The 19,462-nt window shown below is 63.4% G+C and carries 17 protein-coding genes and 2 rRNA genes (1 of these 19 cut by a window edge); 10 read left to right on the top strand and 9 right to left on the bottom strand.

Annotated features, from left to right (window positions below):
* The first annotated feature begins 8 nt into the window (after positions 1 to 8).
* A complete protein-coding gene (locus tag LOY42_RS08980) occupies positions 9 to 698 on the top strand; it encodes a GntR family transcriptional regulator (protein WP_094011277.1) in 690 nt (229 codons plus the stop codon).
* Position 699: 1 nt separating this feature from the next.
* Here the strand turns inward: LOY42_RS08980 and LOY42_RS08975 are convergent, their stop codons facing one another.
* Positions 700 to 1,251 carry an isochorismatase family protein gene (locus tag LOY42_RS08975; protein ID WP_258600312.1) on the bottom strand — a complete coding sequence of 184 codons (552 nt, stop codon included), beginning with the start codon at positions 1,249 to 1,251 and terminating at the stop codon, positions 700 to 702.
* A gap of 87 nt (positions 1,252 to 1,338) precedes the next feature.
* On the opposite strand from LOY42_RS08975, the gene LOY42_RS08970 reads away from it, so the two are divergent.
* Both LOY42_RS08970 and LOY42_RS08965 read left to right on the top strand, forming a co-directional pair.
* The gene (locus LOY42_RS08970; RefSeq protein ID WP_139669861.1) at positions 1,339 to 1,782 is read left to right on the top strand and encodes a GNAT family N-acetyltransferase; all 444 of its coding nucleotides are present in this window, start codon (positions 1,339 to 1,341) and stop codon (positions 1,780 to 1,782) included.
* 117 nt (positions 1,783 to 1,899) lie between these two features.
* A complete protein-coding gene (locus LOY42_RS08965) occupies positions 1,900 to 2,904 on the top strand; it encodes a hypothetical protein (protein WP_046854870.1) in 1,005 nt (334 codons plus the stop codon).
* 19 nt (positions 2,905 to 2,923) lie between these two features.
* Here the strand turns inward: LOY42_RS08965 and LOY42_RS08960 are convergent, their stop codons facing one another.
* Complete coding sequence (locus LOY42_RS08960) at positions 2,924 to 3,352, bottom strand: PACE efflux transporter (RefSeq protein WP_102685364.1); 429 nt, start codon at positions 3,350 to 3,352, stop codon at positions 2,924 to 2,926.
* 100 nt (positions 3,353 to 3,452) lie between these two features.
* Here LOY42_RS08960 and LOY42_RS08955 point away from each other — a divergent pair, with 100 nt between their 5' ends.
* Positions 3,453 to 4,331 carry a LysR family transcriptional regulator gene (locus LOY42_RS08955; RefSeq protein WP_139669859.1) on the top strand — a complete coding sequence of 293 codons (879 nt, stop codon included), beginning with the start codon at positions 3,453 to 3,455 and terminating at the stop codon, positions 4,329 to 4,331.
* Between the two features lie 150 nt (positions 4,332 to 4,481).
* Entirely contained in the window at positions 4,482 to 6,368 is a 1,887-nt protein-coding gene (gene mcpA, locus LOY42_RS08950; RefSeq protein WP_102685362.1) for a methyl-accepting chemotaxis protein McpA, read from the top strand.
* A 98-nt stretch (positions 6,369 to 6,466) separates the two neighbouring features.
* Here the strand turns inward: mcpA and LOY42_RS08945 are convergent, their stop codons facing one another.
* Positions 6,467 to 6,841, bottom strand: coding sequence for a RidA family protein (locus LOY42_RS08945; RefSeq protein ID WP_139669857.1), 375 nt, complete (start codon positions 6,839 to 6,841; stop codon positions 6,467 to 6,469).
* A gap of 209 nt (positions 6,842 to 7,050) precedes the next feature.
* On the opposite strand from LOY42_RS08945, the gene LOY42_RS08940 reads away from it, so the two are divergent.
* On the top strand, positions 7,051 to 7,836 hold the full coding sequence (locus tag LOY42_RS08940) for a sulfite exporter TauE/SafE family protein (protein WP_110704593.1): 786 nt from the start codon (positions 7,051 to 7,053) through the stop codon (positions 7,834 to 7,836).
* Between the two features lie 8 nt (positions 7,837 to 7,844).
* On the opposite strand, the gene LOY42_RS08935 is transcribed toward LOY42_RS08940, so the two are convergent.
* Both LOY42_RS08935 and LOY42_RS08930 read right to left on the bottom strand, forming a co-directional pair.
* Positions 7,845 to 9,074, bottom strand: a complete 1,230-nt coding sequence (locus tag LOY42_RS08935) for a DUF1176 domain-containing protein (RefSeq protein WP_258600310.1) — start codon at positions 9,072 to 9,074, stop codon at positions 7,845 to 7,847.
* 4 nt (positions 9,075 to 9,078) lie between these two features.
* Entirely contained in the window at positions 9,079 to 10,119 is a 1,041-nt protein-coding gene (locus LOY42_RS08930; protein ID WP_139669853.1) for a DUF1176 domain-containing protein, read from the bottom strand.
* Between the two features lie 150 nt (positions 10,120 to 10,269).
* Between LOY42_RS08930 and LOY42_RS08925 the strand changes: the two genes are divergently transcribed.
* Positions 10,270 to 10,842 carry a biliverdin-producing heme oxygenase gene (locus tag LOY42_RS08925; protein ID WP_139669851.1) on the top strand — a complete coding sequence of 191 codons (573 nt, stop codon included), beginning with the start codon at positions 10,270 to 10,272 and terminating at the stop codon, positions 10,840 to 10,842.
* Positions 10,843 to 10,848: 6 nt separating this feature from the next.
* Here the strand turns inward: LOY42_RS08925 and LOY42_RS08920 are convergent, their stop codons facing one another.
* Entirely contained in the window at positions 10,849 to 11,220 is a 372-nt protein-coding gene (locus tag LOY42_RS08920) for a hypothetical protein (protein WP_198753898.1), read from the bottom strand.
* Between the two features lie 239 nt (positions 11,221 to 11,459).
* Between LOY42_RS08920 and LOY42_RS08915 the strand changes: the two genes are divergently transcribed.
* Together LOY42_RS08915 and LOY42_RS08910 are read left to right on the top strand one after the other, a co-directional pair.
* On the top strand, positions 11,460 to 11,909 hold the full coding sequence (locus LOY42_RS08915) for a GNAT family N-acetyltransferase (RefSeq protein WP_139669849.1): 450 nt from the start codon (positions 11,460 to 11,462) through the stop codon (positions 11,907 to 11,909).
* A gap of 502 nt (positions 11,910 to 12,411) precedes the next feature.
* Positions 12,412 to 14,352, top strand: a complete 1,941-nt coding sequence (locus LOY42_RS08910; RefSeq protein ID WP_102685356.1) for a methyl-accepting chemotaxis protein — start codon at positions 12,412 to 12,414, stop codon at positions 14,350 to 14,352.
* Positions 14,353 to 14,448: 96 nt separating this feature from the next.
* Here the strand turns inward: LOY42_RS08910 and LOY42_RS08905 are convergent, their stop codons facing one another.
* Complete coding sequence (locus LOY42_RS08905; protein WP_258600306.1) at positions 14,449 to 16,338, bottom strand: propionyl-CoA synthetase; 1,890 nt, start codon at positions 16,336 to 16,338, stop codon at positions 14,449 to 14,451.
* Positions 16,339 to 16,491: 153 nt separating this feature from the next.
* Here LOY42_RS08905 and LOY42_RS08900 point away from each other — a divergent pair, with 153 nt between their 5' ends.
* Positions 16,492 to 17,787, top strand: a complete 1,296-nt coding sequence (locus LOY42_RS08900) for a leucine-rich repeat-containing protein kinase family protein (RefSeq protein WP_139669846.1) — start codon at positions 16,492 to 16,494, stop codon at positions 17,785 to 17,787.
* 136 nt (positions 17,788 to 17,923) lie between these two features.
* Here the strand turns inward: LOY42_RS08900 and rrf are convergent.
* Positions 17,924 to 18,039 (bottom strand): 5S ribosomal RNA (rrf, locus tag LOY42_RS08895).
* A gap of 137 nt (positions 18,040 to 18,176) precedes the next feature.
* Positions 18,177 to 19,462 (bottom strand): 23S ribosomal RNA (locus LOY42_RS08890); it runs 1,608 nt beyond the window's last position.

Genomic DNA, 19,462 nt, shown 5'->3' with positions numbered 1-19,462 from the left:
GAGCGACAATGACCGCCTGTGCCCAAGCCGCCCCCCGCCTGCCTGCCCTGCTCGGTGCCGGCGAGACCCGCCTGTCGGCGGAACAAATCTATCCCCGGCTGTTCGATGCCATCCTCGAACAACGCCTGCCACCCGGCAGCGCCCTGCCCGAGCAGGCGCTGGGCAATGCTTTCGGCGTCAGCCGCACAGTGATCCGCCGGGTGCTCGGGCGCCTGTCCGACCAGCAGGTGGTAGTGCAGCGCCCCAGCCACACCGCGCACCTGGCCGCCCCCGACCCTGAACAGGCGCGCCAGGTGCTCAGCGCCCGGCGCCTGGCCGAGACCACGCTGATCGGCCTGGCCACCCAGCGCGCGCGCCCGGCACAGATCCGCCAACTACGCCAACTGGTCGAACGCGAACGCCAGCACCATGAACGCGGCGAACGCTGCACGGCCATTCGCCTGGGCGGCGAGTTCCACATGAAGCTGGCGCAGATGGCCGCCAACGCGCCGCTGGCGCGTTTTCTCAATGGCCTGGTACCCATGACTTCGCTGATCATCGCCCGCTACGAAGCGCCCTGCTGCGAGCACTGCGCCTGGCAGGAACATGCGGCGATCATCGACGCGGTTGAAAACGGCGACGGCCAGGCAGCGCTGGGCCTGATGCATGAACATCTGGACCGCCTCGAGGCCAAACTCGATCTGGATCAGGCCGGCTGAATCAAGCGAACGCCACGGCCTCGACGCCGGGCAGGATCTGCACTTCGTCCCCCAGCGACCACTCCGCCGCCCGGGCTGCCAGGGCGGCGGGCACACCCGGCGAGCCGCCAGGGCCGGGGGGCACGTCGTAGGTGGCGTGGGCATCGTGGGGCAGCAACACATCGAAGCCCCTTTGCAGCGCGGCACGGGCAGTGGCAGCCAGGCACATTTCCGAGAGCACGCCACACAGGGCCAGGCGCCGGGCCCCGAGGTCGTTGAGCAGGGTTTGCAAAGCGGTTTCGAGAAAGCCATCGTCCTCGGTCTTGAACAGCACGTGCTCGCCCCGTGCAGGCGGAAAATACAGCTGCCAGCCGGCACTGTGCGGGGCATCCGGGCTGCCCGGCGCACCGTCGTTCTGCAGGAAGATCACCGGCACCCCGGCCTGGCGGGCGCGGCCAAGCAAACGGGCGATGCTCTGCTGCAAGGCCAGGTGGCCAGGCACCGCATCGGCGCCCTCCATGAAAGCGCACTGCACATCCACCAGCAGCAAGGCGTCGGCCTTGGCAACATTCATCAGCGGCTCTCCCGTTCGCGGACGCAATGCCGAGCATAGCGCAATGCCGTACCCTAAAACCGATTACCAAAATGCCTGGGAGGGCCTATGAACTTCACTATCGCGCCAGTCGGCGCGCAACACTACGATCGGCTGGCCGATCTGTGGGAAGCCTCGGTGCGGGCGACCCACAACTTCCTGCCCGCGGGCTACATCGAGCGCCTGCGCCCGCTGGTGCGCGAGCAGTACCTGGGTTTTGTCCAGCTGCGTGCCTGGGCGGACGGCGCCGGCCATATACAGGGGTTTGCCGGGGTGCATGATGGCAAGCTGGAAATGCTCTTCGTCGACCCGGCCTGCCGTGGCCAAGGCGTCGGCAAAGCCTTGCTGGCCCACGTGGTCGATGAGCTGGGCGTACGAGAAGTCGATGTCAACGAACAGAACCCACAGGCCGTGGGGTTCTACCTCAAGCAGGGTTTCGTCCAGGTCGGACGCAGCGAGGTGGATGGACAAGGCGATCCGTTCCCGTTGCTGCACCTGAAACGGGTGGGCTGACGCGCTCGCCGTGGAAGCGGGCTTGCCCCGCGATGAGACCCTCAAGACAAACCTATACTTCGGTTAATCACCCAGCCTCTCGCCAAGGGGGCAATCCGCGTGAAATCGATCCTCGCGATGGTTCCACTCTGCCTCTTGCTGGCCCTCGCCGGCTGCGCCGGCAAACGCCCACCCGCCCCGCCCCCGCCGCAGAACCTGCCACCGGCCGTCTGGCAGCGCATCGACCAGGACATCATCGAGGCCTCGGTCGCCGCTGCGGGCTCGGCCAACGACTACGCCCGGCGTTCCATGCGCGTGTGGAAGGAGCAAGTGCAGCAACGCACCGAGAACGACTTCATCCCCTGGTTCACCGGTTACTGGACCCAGCAGTGGCTCACGCTCAAGGTCGCCTGGTACAAGATGAACAGTGGCAATGGCCAGGAGCCAGCTGAAAAGCGCCTGGGCCTTTATCTGCAGGAACAGTACCGCGAACGGGTCATCGACCCGGTGGCCGAACAGATCAACCCCGAGGGCATTCGCGACCGCGCCAGCGAACTGTACCTGCAACTGCTCGGCCAGCAACTGCCGACCATCATCCAGCGCTACAACGCCCCGCCCGAGCAGTTCAGCCAGCGCCTCAACCGCATCCCGATCATCGCCCTGGGCCCGCCGGATGCACGCAATGCCTCGCTTTACCAACTGCTGCGGGCCAAGTCGCTGGACCAACAGCTGGCCTGGCAGTCCCTGCGCCAGCACCTGCACCAACAGGCCGCCAAGGCCCCCGGGCAGACCGAGGCAGGATTGTCGTCGGTGGCCACCCAGGCCAGCGAGAAACTTGGCGCCACACTGGCGCCACGCGGTGCCGCCAGTGCCATCGCGGCGGCCGTGGGCAAGGCGGCAGGGGCGTTGATCTCGGTGGCGGCAACCGGCTACGGCATCATCACCCACGACCGTGAACAGCCGCAGATGGTCGAGCAACTGCGGGTGATCCTCAATGTGGCGCTGAACCAGGAATGGCAGGAGCTGATGGAGAATCGCCAGAGCGGCGCCATGGCCGGGGTGTATTACCTGTCGGGGCAGGTGGAGGACAGCTTGCTCGGGAGCCGGTCACAGGAACCGTTGCTGATTCGCCTGCCGCCATGACCCCGCGCAGGTGGCACGTTCAGGCAGTCGCCAGCGCCGAAGTCGGCAGCCCGAAGATGCGGTCGAACGCCCAGTTGTAGACGAAGGTGTAGCACGGCACCAGGATGATGAATGCCAGATCCACCATCAACGCCTCCAGAAGGGTCATGTTAAGCCACCAGGCGATCAGCGGGATCAGGTACACCACCAGGGTCAACTGGAAGCCGATGGCATGCGCCACCCGCCGCCCGAGGCTGCGCCCGCGGGTGGCCTGGTGGCTCTCCCACCACTCGAACAGGCTGTTGTAGATGAGGTTCCAGGCCATGGCGATGGTGGTGATCATCACTGCCAGGGGGCCGGTGTGCGAAGCCTGGGTGTCGGATAGGTAGGCCAGGCCCAGGGTCGACATGCACAGGCCAATCAGTTCATAGAAGGTCACGTAGACCAGTTTGCGTTTGAGTCCTTGCACGGGATTACCTTGTTGCGGATATGACGAAGGCGCGCAGAATGCATCAACAGGCTTGACAGAAAAAGTCGGCAGCTTTCAGATTTGCTGAAAGGAGACTGCCATGAACTTTTCCAGCGATACCATCCTGCTGTTCCTCGCCGTACTCGACCGCGGCTCGTTCTCGGCTGCCGCGCGAGCGCTAGGGCGCGTACCCTCGGCGGTGAGCATGGCCATCGGCAACCTCGAGGCCGAGCTTGGCTACCCGCTGTTCGAGCGTGGGTCGCGGGAGGCACGCCCGACCGCCCAGGCCCAGGCCCTGGAGCCCCATGCCCGGCTGATCGCCGAACAACTGGGGCTGTTGGAAGTGCATGCGCTGGAGCTGTCGCGTGGGCTGGAAAGCAGCCTGGCCATCGCCGTGGTGCCGGATATCGACCAGCGCCCGTTGCTCGGGGCCATCACCCGCCTGGGCGAGCGCTACCCGCTGCTGGATATCGAACTGCTCGCCGCCCCGCAGGAAGAGGCCCTGCAACTGCTCGACAGTGGCCGGGTGCGCCTGTGCCTGGCCTTCGCCGGGCTGCAGGTGGACCCGCGACGCAGCTTCCAGCACATCGCCCTGGAATCGCTGGTGGCCACCCTGTCGCCACGCCACCCCGCGCTGCGCGAGGGGCGCATCCGCAACCTCGAAGACCTGGTCAACCTGCGCCAGATCCTGGTGTGCAGCCGCGACCTGCCGTTGAGCGATCCCCGCTCGCTGATCGGCACCTCGCACTGGCGCACCGACAGCCTGGACCTGGCCCTGCAGATGGTCGAGGCCGGCCTGGGCTGGGGCGACCTGCCGCTGGCGCGGGTAGCGCCGCTGCTTGCGGACGGACGCCTGGTCCGCCTGCAATTTCAGAATACCCGCAACGAATTGCAACTGCCGGTGAACGCCTTCTGGCTCAAACAGCAACCCCTCGGCCAGGCGGCCAGGACGTTGGTGAGCCTGTTGGCTTCGAAATGATTTGTCACCTTGGCAGGTCGATTCGGCCAACTACTGCGACATTTAGTCTTTCAACATTTTTCAGATTCGGCCGATAGCGTTGCAACAGGCTCCGCCACTCGTGCCACAAGCACGCGGCGCCCTCCTTTCACTGGCTCAAGGTCTCGAAACATGAACCTGAAATTCCGCCACAAGATCCTGCTCAGTGCCTGCGCCGTCGTGGTACTGGCCTTCGCCCTGTTCACCCTCTACAACGACTACCTGCAACGCAACACCATCCGCCAGAACATCGAGTCGTCGGTGCGCCAAGCCGGCGCGCAGACCGCCAGCAGCGTGCAGAACTGGATGAGCGGACGCATCCTGGTCCTGGAAAACCTGGCCCAGGACATCGCCCAGCAAGGCGCCGGCAGCAACGTGCCGGGCCTGGTCGACCAGCCGTCGTACACCAGCAACTTCCAGTTCACCTATTTTGGCCAGAACACCGGCCTGTTCACCCAGCGCCCCGACGCCAGGATGCCTGACGGCTACGACCCGCGCCAGCGCCCCTGGTACACCCAGGCCGTGGCCGCCAACCAGACAATGCTGACCCCGCCCTACATGGCCGCAGTGGGTGGCCTGGTGGTGACCATCGCCATGCCGGTCAAGGCCAAGTCCAGCGGCGAGCTGATCGGCGTGGTCGGCGGCGACCTGAGCCTGAACACCCTGGTCGACATCATCAACGCCGTGGACTTCGGCGGCCTTGGCCACGCTTTCCTGGTCGACCGCAATGGCCAGGTAATCGTCAGCCCGGACAAGGACCGGGTGATGAAGAACCTCAAGGACATCTACCCAGGCTCGCCGCTGCGTGTCGAATCCGGCATCCAGGAAGTCAGCCTCGATGGCAAGGACCGCATCATCTCCTTCGCTCCGGTGGACGGCCTGCCATCGGCGCAGTGGTACATCGGCCTGTCGATCGATAAAGAAAAAGCCTACGCCCCGCTGAGCCAGTTCCGTACCTCGGCCATCATCGCCATGCTCATCGCCGTGGCCGTCATCGCCGGCCTGCTCGGCCTGCTGATCCCGGTGCTGATGCGCCCGCTGACCACCATGGGCCGCGCCATGCAGGACATCGCCGAAGGCGAAGGCGACCTGACCCGCCGCCTGACCGTCGAGCAGAAGGACGAGTTCGGCGAGCTGGCCACCTCGTTCAACCGTTTCGTCGAGCGTATCCACGCCTCGATCAGCGAAGTGTCCTCGGCCACCCGCCTGGTGCATGACCTGTCGGAAAAGGTCGTGGTCGCCTCCAATGCCTCGCTCACCGGCTCCGAAGAGCAGAGCATGCGCACCAACAGTGTCGCCGCGGCGATCAACGAACTGGGCGCCGCCACCCAGGAAATCGCCCGCAACGCCGCCGACGCCTCGCAGCACGCCAGCGGCGCCAGCGAACAGGCCAACGGTGGCCGCCAGGTGGTCGAAGAGGCGATCAGCGCCATGACCGCCCTGTCCGAGCGCATCAGCGAGTCCTGCGAGCAGATTGAGACCCTCAACGCCAGCACCGACGAAATCGGCAAGATCCTCGACGTGATCAAGGGCATCTCCCAGCAGACCAACCTGCTGGCGCTCAACGCCGCCATCGAGGCCGCCCGTGCCGGTGAAGCCGGGCGTGGTTTCGCCGTGGTTGCCGACGAAGTGCGCAACCTGGCCCACCGCACCCAGGAATCGGCCGAAGAGATCCACCGCATGATCACCAGCCTGCAGGTCGGCTCGCGTGAGGCGGTGCACACCATGAACACCAGCCAGGTCTCCAGCGAAGAGACTGTTCAGGTGGCCAACGAGGCCGGTGAGCGCCTGGCCAGTGTCACCCAGCGTATCGGCGAGATCGACGGCATGAACCAATCGGTGGCCACCGCCACCGAAGAGCAGACCGCCGTGGTCGAGAGCCTGAACCTGGACATCACCCAGATCAACGCGCTGAACCAGCAAGGGGTGGAGAACCTCAACGACACCCTGCGCCACTGCGACGCCCTGAGCCAGCAGGCCGGGCGCCTGAAGCAACTGGTGGGCAGCTTCCGCATCTGACCTGCCGCCCGCTCCTGTGCGTGTGCAGGAGCGGGCTCACCCCACGATCACGATCTTCGATCACATCGGCGAATGCGCAGGTATTCTTCAGCTACTCCTTACTCGCCGACGAACGCCTGCACCTCGATCTCCACATCGACCCCCAATGCCAGCGCCGATGCCACCGTCGAACGTACCGGTAGCGCTGCGCCAAAGAACTCTTTGTAGACCTCGTTGAAGCCGGCGAAATGGCTCATGTCCGATAGCCAGACCGTGCATTTCACTACCTGGTCGAAACGCGCCCCACTCACTGCCAGGCTCTCGGCGATTCGTTCGCAGGCCGCTCGTGTCTGTGTCTGGATATCACCGCGTACCACTTCGCCACTGGCGCTCATCGGCACCTGGCCGGACAGGAACAGGAAGCCCCCGGCCTTCACTGCACGGGAAAAAGGAAACGGCAGGCTGCTGGGAAAACGCTGGATGTCATTGCTCATGGAACGCTCCTTTCATGGTTGGCTGAATCGTACCCGGGACAGTCGAGCGGGCCAGCTCCCGGTAAACCCACTCTGGTTAACCGTGGATTTTCAGGAGCGTACCGCCACAGCGTGGTTATAACCTAATAACGAACAAGTCTATTTGGCTATAAAAAAATCTATATGCTGGCACTCATCCGATCACGGGCAAGCTGGGCGTCGAGTAGCGTATGGATGTAGGTTCTTTCGGTTTCACCCTTGCGGGCCTGATCGTAGGCTTCATCGTCGGCATGACCGGCGTCGGCGGCGGTTCGCTGATGACCCCGATCCTGCTGTGGTTCGGCATCAACCCGGCCACCGCCGTGGGCACCGACCTGCTCTATGCCGCCATCACCAAAGCCAGCGGCGTCTGGGTGCATGGCCGCAACAAGAACATCGACTGGAAGATCACCGGCTGGTTGAGCCTGGGCAGCGTCCCGGCCGCCGCGCTGACCCTGTGGTTCCTCAGCACCCTGCACACCGACACCTCGGCGCTCAACGCCATCATCAAGCAGGGCCTGGCGGTGGTGCTGATCCTCACCGCCCTGGCGATCCTGTTCAAATCGCGCCTGCAGGCCTTCGCCAGCAAGCATGCCGGTGACCACTACCACCTCAGTGACCGTACCCTGAACATCCTCACCGTGATCACCGGCGTGGTACTGGGCGTGATGGTCACCCTCACCTCCATCGGCGCCGGAGCGCTGGGCACCGTGGCGCTGTTCCTGCTCTACCCGTTCCTGGTCACCCGCCGCCTGGTCGGCACCGAGATCGCCCACGCCGTGCCGCTGACTCTGGTGGCCGGCCTGGGTCATGCCGGCATGGGCAACATGGATTGGTCACTGCTGGGCTACCTGCTGCTGGGTTCGTTGCCGGGGATCTACCTGGGCAGCCACCTGACCGGGCGTATTTCCGACCGCGTGCTGCGGCCTTGCCTGGCGACCATGCTGCTATTGATCGGCTACAAGCTGGCGTTCTGAGCCACACCTCACTGATAGAGGGCGCTACGCGCCCATCGCCGGCAAGCCGGCTCCCACAGGTACTGCGCATGATTTGCAGCCAACGCTGAACTGTGGGAGCCGGCTTGCCGGCGATGCGGCGCGTCAGCGGCGCCTATGGGCACTCGGCTCGCCTCGACCTGCTCCTGCGCACGCCATAGCACCGGCCAGAACTGCGGTTTCACATACCCGCAGCGATCGAGCCGGGCCACGCGCTCGGGGCGCATGCGCTCACCGTCGTAACGCCACTGCTGGATCAGCCCGCAACCACGTTCTACCTGGCTTTTGTCAGCGGCAAACAATTGACCGCTCTGCGCATCGAACGCTACATAGCCACTCAGACGCGGCGCCAGCAACGGCGTCGGCGCCTCGAAGGCCATTTCGCTGATCTGGTAGGGTGCGGTGCGGGACACCCGATACAGGTAATTGGCGCAGAACTCGCCACTGCACCCCACGTTGAGAATGACCAGGACATTGGCTGCGTCCAGCGGGTGCACCTCGTAATGGCTGTTGCTCATGCCTGGCACATCGCCTTCGACATTCGCCTGGCCTTTTACCACCCTGCCGATTTCATGGGCCTGCTCGTCGCTCATGCGCGGCGCGGCAACGAACTGTGGCAGCACCACGGTATCGGGAGCGCCAGGCACATCGGCAGCGGGCGCATCTCCCACTTTCACCAGGGCATCGGCATGCCCGACCCGGCCCTGCACGGCATCAATGGCCAGCAGCGCGCCATTGAGCCCATGCAAGGACGCAACCAGCTCGCCATCCTCGGTCAACGAACTCAGGCGTGTACCGTTGCGCAACCGGCGTATGAGCGCCAGCGCCTCATCGTCCTTCAGCAGCAGGTCGAAGTCATATTCAAGCTGGATGCGCTGCCAGTTGGCCGACAGTGCCTGCCCATCGAGCAGCACCTGTTCCGCAAACGCCGGACCCACGCGCAGGGTCAGTTCGAGCGCACCCTGTGGCCCCGCCTCGCGCCTTATGATGGTCTGCAGCCCGGCCATCAGGTCGTCGTCGATGGCCATTACCGCGGTGCAGGCACGGGTGTTGTCGCAGCCAACCGCCCAGTCCTTGATCTGCCGGTACATCGGCACCGCTTCGAGCGGTGCCTGGGCGCTCTCGGCCTGCCCGACCGATGGCGTCATGAGCGTCAGCAGCAATGCCGCACGCGGGTGTTTCATCCATTGCCATGGCGTTATCCCTGAAGTGCGCTTCACGCGTTCAACCTTCACTGCGCCAGAGTACCGGCCAACTGTCGGTGCCCACTTCCGCACAGCGATCCATCCGTGACAGCCTGAGCAAGCGCATGCGCATGCCATCGTAGCGCCAGCTTTCCTCCACCCCGCAACTGCCGGGGTAGTCGTCCTTGGCATAGCTGTGAAGCTCGCCTTTGCCAGGGTAGAACTCGATGGCGTCGCGCATCCGGCTGATCACCACCGGGCTCGATGGCGCCTCGAACTCCAGCGGCCCAAGGGTGTAAGGCGCTTCACGCGACACCTTGTACAGCGCGTAGAGGCAATGGAAGTCGTTGCAGTTGTAGCTGAGCAATGCCAGCGCATGCTGGTCGTCCAGGGCATGCAGCTCAAGCTTGGGAGCGACATCGTATTCGTTCTTCAACTGGTCCTCGGCGGCCGCCTTGGCCATCACCACTTGGGTGATGCCCGCTTGCTCCTGCGCGCCAAGGGCCGTAGCTGCCACAAAGGCCGGCACCTGGGGTTTGGCCGGAGTTGGCAACTGCACATCGGCAACGCTGTCGCCGGGGCGTATCAGCGCACTGTAGTGGCCGATTCGGCCCTGCACCGCATCCATCAGCAGCAAGGCGGCGCTCAGCCCCTGCAGCGAACTCACCCGCTCCCCTGGCCGGGTGTCGTCCACCAGGCGCTGGCCATTGCGCAATTGCCGCAACACGGCATAGGCATCGGCGCCCTCCAGTTCCAGGGTGGTCTCGACACCGCGGGTCATGCGCCAGGGGGCGACCAGCAGTTGGCCGTCGAGCATGGGCTCGCCCGACCAGTCGGTACTCCCTACCAGGGTCAGGTGCAGGTTGCCCCAGGCGCCCGCCTCACGCTGCACCAGCATGCCCACTCGCATCCGCTCCGGATGATCGGCCAGGACCGCGGTGCAGAAGCGCGTGTTGTCGCAGCCAACAATCCAGTCCTTGATCTCCCGGTATACCGGCACCGGCTCTGGTTCCGCCGCGGCGGCCAGGCCCGGCAGCAACGCCAGCCCCAGGGCCAGCCAGTTCCATGTTGTTGCGCGCATCGTGCTGCATTCCTGTCTTGGCTGTGAAAGCCTCGTTCCAGAGGCGGCACAATGATTCCACAGTTCAAGGGCCAGGTGCGCAAAATCGGCAGTGGTGATTGCGCCACCTGATCTGGCAGTATCGAATGCCCTAACACCAGAGCCGCCGTCATGTCCGCTACCGTCAGCCCGTTGCTGCTTGCCCTGCGCGAAGGTACCCGCGCCTGCCACCAGAGGCTGGAAGCGCGGCTGCCTTTCTTCAGCGAGGGCTTCGACCGCGCGGCCTACGCCGACCTGCTCGGGGCCTACCATGGCTTTCATGCGCCGCTGGATTTACTGCTGGGCGCCTACCAGAGCGCCGAACGCCACAAGACGCCCACCCTGTCACGCGACCTGGGCGCCCTGGCCATCGATATCGAAGCGCTGCCCTGGTGCCACGCCCTGCCTCGCATCAATGACGAAGCCAGCGCGCTTGGGGTGATGTATGTACTGGAAGGCTCCACGCTCGGTGGCCAAGTGCTCAAGCGGGCCATGGCCGAACGCCTGGGTATCGACGCCGACAACGGCGGCGCGTTCCTCGACGTCTACGGCCCGCTGACCGGCGCACGCTGGCGCAGCTTCCTCGAGCGACTGGCTGCCGCCACCCCGGAGCCGACCGCCCAGGCCCGGACGGTAGAAGCCGCTGTAGACACCTTCATCTGCTTCGAACAGTGGCTCGAAGAACGACAGGTGCTGGCCTGCTGAACTCCCTCACCGACGGCACTGGTGCAACAGCGACGTTACCAGTGGCGTCATCCCGATGGCCACCACGCACAAGCCACCGCACAACAACGCAAATCCCAGTGCCCGCAACGGGTGCAAGGTATTGAAGAACGCCAGCACCAGCAGCACCAGCAACAGCGCCAGCCAGTAGCGAACTGCCGCCCTTGGAATGGCCACCATCAACAGGTTGAAGAGCACGAAGGCGTAGAACACCAGCATCGTCGCCAAGCCGACGCTGACACCTCGCGCCATCGGCGGGCCGACATGCTGCCGGTAGAGATCGAAGCCAAGGCTCAAGATAAAGGGAAAAGCCACACACACCAGTGCGTGCAGCAGGAAGCGGGAAAGCAGCGGCAACATTCGTCCTTGATCCTGGAGTCGGCCAAAGGTTGCGCATGGCCGTGAGTGAGGAAAGCGGATGCTAATGCCATGAATAGACGCCAGCAAGCCGCAGCCCCCTTGGTCGGCAAACACTCGTGACAAAGACCTGCTTTTCCGGCTTTGCGGCGCGCAGCAGAATCCCTACGTCTGTGTTTCATGAATCCTGCAGGATCGCCCCCACAGCAAAGGCGCTGGACAACCTGATAGCGAGCCCCGACATGAACGTCATTGCCTGTGATCTGCACCACCTGGACGCCACCGCGGACCTCTTCAACCAGTACCGGATGTTCTACCAGGAGGCGGATGACCTCCCCGCTTCCCGTGCATTCCTCAAGGCCAACCTCGAAACCGACAACTCACGGATCTACCTGCTGCTGGACGACGAGGGTCAGGCCATCGCCTTTGCCCAGCTGTACCCGGCCACTTGCTCGCTGGCGATGAAGCGCTTCTATTGGCTGTATGACCTGTTCGTCGTCCCCCGTGCCCGCAGGGGCGGTCATGCCCGTTACCTGATGCAGCAACTGATCGGGATCTTCCAGGCCGAGGGCGCGCAGCGGTTGAGCCTGGACACCGCCAGGAGCAACCTTGCCGCCCAGGCGCTGTATGAATCGCTGGGGTATGAGGCCGAGCAAGAATTCGTGACCTATCACAAGGTGCTCGATCACTGAAGGTAGCCATGGGAGCTTTCGATATCCGCTTTCGCTCAGCGCGAGGGAGGCAGCTATACGCGGGTGTGCAAGACCGTGGAGTAGGAACCCGGCTGGCCCGAAGGCCTCCCACGTATAGCCGCCATTGAGCGACTTGGACCACATCCTCGGGCTTGCACACCCGGTCGTTGAATTGGCAACGACAGGGCGAGATTAGGGAATGCGGCTGGCCAGAACAACAGCTGAAAGGCCGTGAAAGCATGGTTGGGAAACGTCCTACATGAAATAGGGAAAGTCTTAGTAATCGTCCTGAATCAACAGCTCAGACCTCTTTGTGGGGCAAACCCGCTCCTACGCATCTTTGCTACTTTCCCGCCAAGTCAGGACAATTTCTGAATTTTCTGTACACGAAATATCTACTAAAGGTTTATATTCCGCCCGCCGAAACAGAAAAGGTAGCAAGTGGCCACCACCCTAGCGAAGCGGCCATGTACACCCTTCACACTCACGGATGGGCGTCACGATGAAAATAAAAAACAAACTGATCCTGGCCTTCGTACTGGTAGCCTTTATCCCGGTCGCCTTGGTTGGCGGGATTTCGGTGCTGAACATCCGCAGCGAGGCGGTCGATCAGTTCCTCGACGGCAGTACCCGGGAAATTCGCCAGATCGACGGCAACATGCGCCAGTTCTTTGATGGCACGCTGCAGAACGTCGATCAGATGGCCAAGGATCCTGTATACACCTCGGTCACCTCGCTCAAGGACTACACCGGCGCCGATGCCGCCAGCCAACCGATGCCCGAGGCTGCGCAACGGGTCATCGACGCCTTCGCCCGCTACGGCACCACTCACCCGGCAGCGGCAATCCTTTCAATCGGCCTGGAAGACGGCAGCTACGCCAAATGGCCGGATGACCCACAGCTGGCCAAGTACGACCCGCGCACCCGCCCCTGGTACAAGGCCGCCATGGCCAGCCCGGACAAGACGGTGCGCACCGCCGCGTACTACTACGACAAGGACGACGTGGCCCTGGTCGGCACCGCCCGCGCGCTGCTCGACGCGGCCGGCAAGGCCAAGGGCGTGTTCGTGGTCAGCGTGTCGCTGAAGAACCTCACCGAGCTGGTCAAGAGCATCAAGCTGGGCGACAGCGGCTACGTGATGCTGATCGAGGACGGCACCGTGCTGGTCGACCCGCGCAACGCCGGGCACAGCTTCAAGCAGCTCAAGGACCTCGGCGCGCCGTACGCGGCGTTGGCCGCCACCGAGCAAGGCGCCACCGAGGTGGTGATCGATGGCGTGCGCTACATGGCAAATGTATGGACATCTCCAGGCCTGGGCTGGCGCTTCGTCGGGCTGATCGAGTACGACGAGGTCATGGCCGCGGCCACACGCATGACCTATGTCACGGCGGTGATCGTGGTGCTGCTGGCGCTGATCTTCGCCGGGGTGGCGGCAGCGTTCTCGCGGGTGATCGTCAAGCCCATCGGCCAGGTGAGCACCGGCCTGCAGTCGATCGCCGAGGGTGAAGGCGACCTGCGCCGCGACCTGCAGGTCCAGGGCAAAGATGAAACCGCCGAGCTGGCCGGCTGGTTCAACAAGTTCCTCGCCGCCATCCGCCAGCTGATCCAGCGCATCGGCGCGGCCTCGACCAACCTGCACGAAGCCTCGCGCAGCAACAGCGAGATGGCCGGTAACATGAACGAGGCCGCCGGGCGTCAGCGCGAGGCGGTGGAGCTGGTGTCCACTGCGTTCAACGAAATGGTCGCCACCGCCAACGAAGTGGCGCGCTCATGCAGCAGCGCCGCAGATGCCGCCGAACATGGGCACCGGCGGGTGGCCGAGGGCAAGCAGCAGATCGAGGCGACCACCGACAACGTCAATCGCCTGGGCCGGCGCCTGAGCGAGTCGTCCCAGGCCATGGTCGAGTTGGAAGAAGGCAGCCGCAGCATCAACCAGATCCTCGGCACCATCCGCGCCATCGCCGAGCAGACCAACCTGCTGGCGCTCAACGCCGCGATCGAGGCCGCCCGGGCCGGCGACCAGGGCCGTGGTTTCGCGGTGGTGGCCGACGAGGTACGGGCACTGGCCAAGCGCACCGCCGATTCCACCGGCGAGATCGACCAATTGCTCAACACCCTCGGCGGCAAGACCCATGAGGTCTCGCAAAAGATGGAAAGCTGCCTGGACCTGTCGCGGGCCAGCGTGACGTCAATCGAAAGCGCGCGTGACAGTTTCGAGGGTATCCAGCTGTCGGTGAACGAGATCCGCGACCAGAACCTGCAGATCTCGGCGGCCGCCGAGGAGCAGCACAGCGTCGCCGAGGAGATCAACCGGCACATCCAGCAGATCTACGACGAGGCGCGACTGGTGGAGGGGCTGGCCAGCTCTGCGCAGGCCGACTCTGGCAGGCTGGCACAGTTGTCGGATGAGCTGAACGGGTTGGTGGGGCGCTTCAAGTCGTAAGGCATCCAGCAGTTGGGGCCGCCAGGCGGCCCTTTTGCCACGGTTCGTCGCCACGACAAGCCGACTCTCCACAGGCGATGCTGCACCGCGATGGCATCACCCCGCCCTGGGCAAGTCGGCCAACACCCCTTCAATCTCCCCTAGCACCGCCGGATCATCCAGCGTCGATGGCGCCGTGTAGGCCTGGCCATCGGCGATCTTGCGCAGCACCGCCCGCAGGATCTTGCCAGAGCGGGTCTTGGGCAGGCGCTTGACCAGGCGCACGCGGTTGAAGCAGGCCAGTGCGCCGATCTGTTCGCGCACATCCGCCACCAACTCACCCTGCAGTTGCGCCTCGCCAATGCCCTGCCCGTCCTTGAGCACCACCAGCGCCAATGGCACCTGGCCTTTGATCTCGTCGTGCACACCAATCACCGCGCACTCGGCCACCGCCGGATGACGCGCCACCAGGTCCTCCATTTCCCCGGTCGACAAGCGATGCCCCGAGACATTGATCACGTCATCGGTGCGCCCCATGATGTAGACGAAGCCGTCTTCATCCAGGTAGCCGCCGTCGCCGGTGTGGTAGTAACCGGGGTAGCTCTGCAGGTAGGCCTGCAGGTAGCGTTGGTGATCGCCCCAGAGCGTCTGGCTGCAACCCGGTGGCAATGGCAGGGCGATCACGATAGCGCCCTGTTGATTGGGCCCCAACGGCTTGCCTTCGTCATCCAGCACCTGCACGTGGTACCCCGGCACCGCCCGGTTGCTCGAGCCCGGCCGCGCTGCGCTGCCTTCGAGCCCGACACAGGGCGCAGTCACCGGCCAGCCGGTCTCGGTCTGCCACCAATGGTCGTGCACCGGCTTGCCGCTGACCCGCTCGAGCCATTCATGGGTACTGGAGTCGAGTTTCTCCCCGGCCAGGAACAGCTGGCGCAACGAATCGAGATTGTGACGGCGGATCAGCGCGCCTTCCGGATCTTCCTTGCGGATGGCGCGCATGGCGGTGGGCGCGCAGAACAAGCCATTGACCTGATATTGTTCCACCACCCGCCAGTAGGCCGAGGCGTCCGGCGTGCGGATCGGCTTGCCCTCGTAGAACACCGTGGTGCACCCGCTCATCAGTGGCCCGTACACGATCAGCGAATGGCCCACCACCCAGCCGACGTCCGAGATCCCCCACCATACGTCTCCAGCCCGCATGCCGTAGACATGACGCATGGCATAACACAACGCCACTGCGTTGCCGCCATTTTCGCGGACGATACCCTTGGGTTTGCCGGTGGTGCCGGAGGTGTACATGATGTACAGCGGATCGCCGGTGTCCAGCTCAACGGGGGCGACCGGCGCGGCCCCGAGCAAGGCCTGCTGCCAGTCCAGATCACGCCCGGGCTGCAGTTCGGCGCTCGCCTGCGGGCGCTGCAACACCAGCACATGCCGCGGTTGGTGGCGAGCCAGCTGCAGGGCGCGATCGACCAGCGGCTTGTACTCGATCACGCGGTCGAACTCCAGGCCGCAGGAAGCCGTCAGCAGCAGGGCCGGCCGGGCATCGTCGATGCGCAGGGCCAGCTCGTTCGCGGCGAAGCCGCCGAATACTACGGAATGCACCGCACCAATGCGGGCGCAGGCGAGCATGGCCATGGCGGCCTGGGGCACCATCGGCATGTAGATGATCACGCCATCGCCCTTGCGCACCCCCAACGAACGCAACAGACCCGCCAAGCAAGCCACTTCATCACGCAGCTGGTGATAGGTGAATGCCTGTTGCACGCCAGTCACTGGCGAGTCGTAGATCAGCGCCAGTTGTTCACCGCGCCCCTGCTCGATCTGATGGTCAAGGGCCAGGTAGCAACTGTTGAGGCGGCCATCGGCGAACCAACGGTGGGTACCATCGGCGTTCTGCTGCAAGGTTACGGTCGGCTTGCGCTGCCAGGCGAGCTGCTCGGCCTGGGCCTGCCAGAAGCTGGCGGGGTCGGAGATGGAATGGGCGTAACTGTGCTGATAGGTCATTGGTTCGCAACCCGGTACTTGTTGTTATTGAAGGGCGAACCCTGAGTATGGACCGAGGGCGGCGGCCCGCCATCGGACTTAAGTCGCAACCCATATGCAGATTTGCCGCACCCGAGCGCCTACAATGGCCAGCCACGTCTAGCGAACAGTCCCATGCACACCCTCGAAGACCTGCGTGCCGGTCGCCTGCACGGCATCACACGCCTGAATCTCTGCCAGAACCTGACCCATTTTCCCAGGGAGATCTTCGCACTTGGCGACAGCCTCGAAGTGCTCGACCTGAGCGGCAACAGGCTGAGCGAACTGCCCGAGGACCTGCACCGCCTGAACCGGCTCAAGGTGCTGTTCTGCTCCAACAATCAGTTCACCCACCTGCCCCACGCCATTGGCAGCTGCCAGGCCCTGGAAACCGTAGGCTTCAGAAGCAACCGCATCAGCCGGGTCGATGCCCAGGCCCTGCCACCTTCGCTACGCTCACTGGTGCTCACCGACAACGTATTGGAGCAGCTGCCCGAGGCACTGGGGGACTGCGCACACCTGCAAAAGCTCATGCTTGCCGGCAATCGCCTCACCGATCTGCCGGCAAGCCTGGCGCACTGCCACCGCCTGGAACTGCTGCGCATCGCCAGCAACCGCCTGGGCGCCCTACCCGACTGGTTGCTGCTCATGCCACGCCTGGCCTGGCTGGCCTATGCGGACAATCCATTGCCCTATGGCTTTGTTGCACCTGCCACCGATGGCCATTGCCCCGCCCTGCACTGGCACGACATCCAACTGGAAGAAGAGCTCGGCCGTGGTGCCTCAGGAGTGATTCACCGCGCCCACTGGCGCGGCCAGGAAGCACCGGTTGCGGTCAAGCTGTACAAGGGCGCGATCACCAGCGACGGTTCGCCACTGGCGGAGATGAGCGCCTGTATCGCCGCCGGCCACCATCCACAGCTGGTGCGCCTGGCTGGGCGCATTGACGATCACCCAGATCAACTGCCCGCCTTGGTGATGCAACTGATCGACGCGCACTGGTCGAACCTGGGCGGCCCGCCTAGCCTCGGCAGCTGCACCCGCGACCGCTATCCAGCCGACCGCCAGTTGACCAAGCCGGCTCTGCGTCGCCTTGTCAGCGGTATTGCCTCGGTCTGTGCCCACCTGCATGGGCGTGGCTTGAGCCATGGTGATCTGTATGCCCACAACATCCTGTTCGACGATAATGGCCAGTGCCTGCTGGGCGACTTCGGTGCCGCCTCGTTCCACCCTCAGGGGCAAAGTCTTGCGGCATCGGCACTCGAACGACTGGAAACGAGGGCGTTTGGCATTCTTGTCGAGGAGTTGCTGGCGTGTTGCGACGAGCAGGACACATCACTGAAGCAACTTGCTGAGCGCTGCCAGCAGGCCGACGTATTGGCCCGTCCTGCCTTCAATGAGTTGGTAGCGCTGCTTGGCGAGCGCCACTGACGCAGTGATGAAGCCTGGCCTGAACATTCGTGGGAGCGGCGTTCCGATACGCCCGCTCCCACGCCAGATTTCTTTACCACGGAAGAAAAGACAAAACCCCTACCTGCTCGCGCAGATAGGGGTTTTGCGAAATGAATCTTGACGATGACCTACTCTCACATGGGGAAACCCCACACTACCATCGGCGATGCATCGTTTCACTGCTGAGTTCGGGATGGGATCAGGTGGTTCCAATGCTCTATGGTCGTCAAGAAATTCGGTTGCCAGTACGTCCTTGCAGACATGCCAGCCAATTCGGATATGCGATATTTGTGGTTCGTCGCGAACTTTCGGTTCGTTTCGTCTTCACCACCACAATTTGGCCTCAGCGCAAATTGCTTGGGTGTTATATGGTCAAGCCTCACGGGCAATTAGTATTGGTTAGCTCAACGCCTCACAGCGCTTACACACCCAACCTATCAACGTCGTAGTCTTCGACGGCCCTTCAGGGAGCTCAAGGCTCCAGTGAGATCTCATCTTGAGGCAAGTTTCCCGCTTAGATGCTTTCAGCGGTTATCTCTTCCGAACATAGCTACCCGGCAATGCCACTGGCGTGACAACCGGAACACCAGAGGTTCGTCCACTCCGGTCCTCTCGTACTAGGAGCAGCCCCTCTCAAATCTCAAACGTCCACGGCAGATAGGGACCGAACTGTCTCACGACGTTCTAAACCCAGCTCGCGTACCACTTTAAATGGCGAACAGCCATACCCTTGGGACCGGCTTCAGCCCCAGGATGTGATGAGCCGACATCGAGGTGCCAAACACCGCCGTCGATATGAACTCTTGGGCGGTATCAGCCTGTTATCCCCGGAGTACCTTTTATCCGTTGAGCGATGGCCCTTCCATACAGAACCACCGGATCACTAAGACCTACTTTCGTACCTGCTCGACGTGTGTGTCTCGCAGTCAAGCGCGCTTTTGCCTTTATACTCTACGACCGATTTCCGACCGGTCTGAGCGCACCTTCGTACTCCTCCGTTACTCTTTGGGAGGAGACCGCCCCAGTCAAACTACCCACCATACACTGTCCTCGATCCGGATAACGGACCTGAGTTAGAACCTCAAGGTTGCCAGGGTGGTATTTCAAGGATGGCTCCATGAGAACTGGCGTCCCCACTTCAAAGCCTCCCACCTATCCTACACAAGCAAGCTCAAAGTCCAGTGCAAAGCTATAGTAAAGGTTCACGGGGTCTTTCCGTCTAGCCGCGGATACACTGCATCTTCACAGCGATTTCAATTTCACTGAGTCTCGGGTGGAGACAGCGCCGCCATCGTTACGCCATTCGTGCAGGTCGGAACTTACCCGACAAGGAATTTCGCTACCTTAGGACCGTTATAGTTACGGCCGCCGTTTACCGGGGCTTCGATCAAGAGCTTCGCTTGCGCTAACCCCATCAATTAACCTTCCGGCACCGGGCAGGCGTCACACCCTATACGTCCACTTTCGTGTTTGCAGAGTGCTGTGTTTTTAATAAACAGTCGCAGCGGCCTGGTATCTTCGACCGGCGTGGGCTTACGCAGCAAGTGCTTCACCCTCACCGGCGCACCTTCTCCCGAAGTTACGGTGCCATTTTGCCTAGTTCCTTCACCCGAGTTCTCTCAAGCGCCTTGGTATTCTCTACCTAACCACCTGT

It is taken from the genome of Pseudomonas sp. B21-023, from assembly GCF_024749165.1.
Lineage (GTDB): Bacteria > Pseudomonadota > Gammaproteobacteria > Pseudomonadales > Pseudomonadaceae > Aquipseudomonas.
The sequence above is the reverse complement of the archived record's forward strand: the minus strand, read 5'-3'. Positions and strand labels throughout refer to the sequence as shown.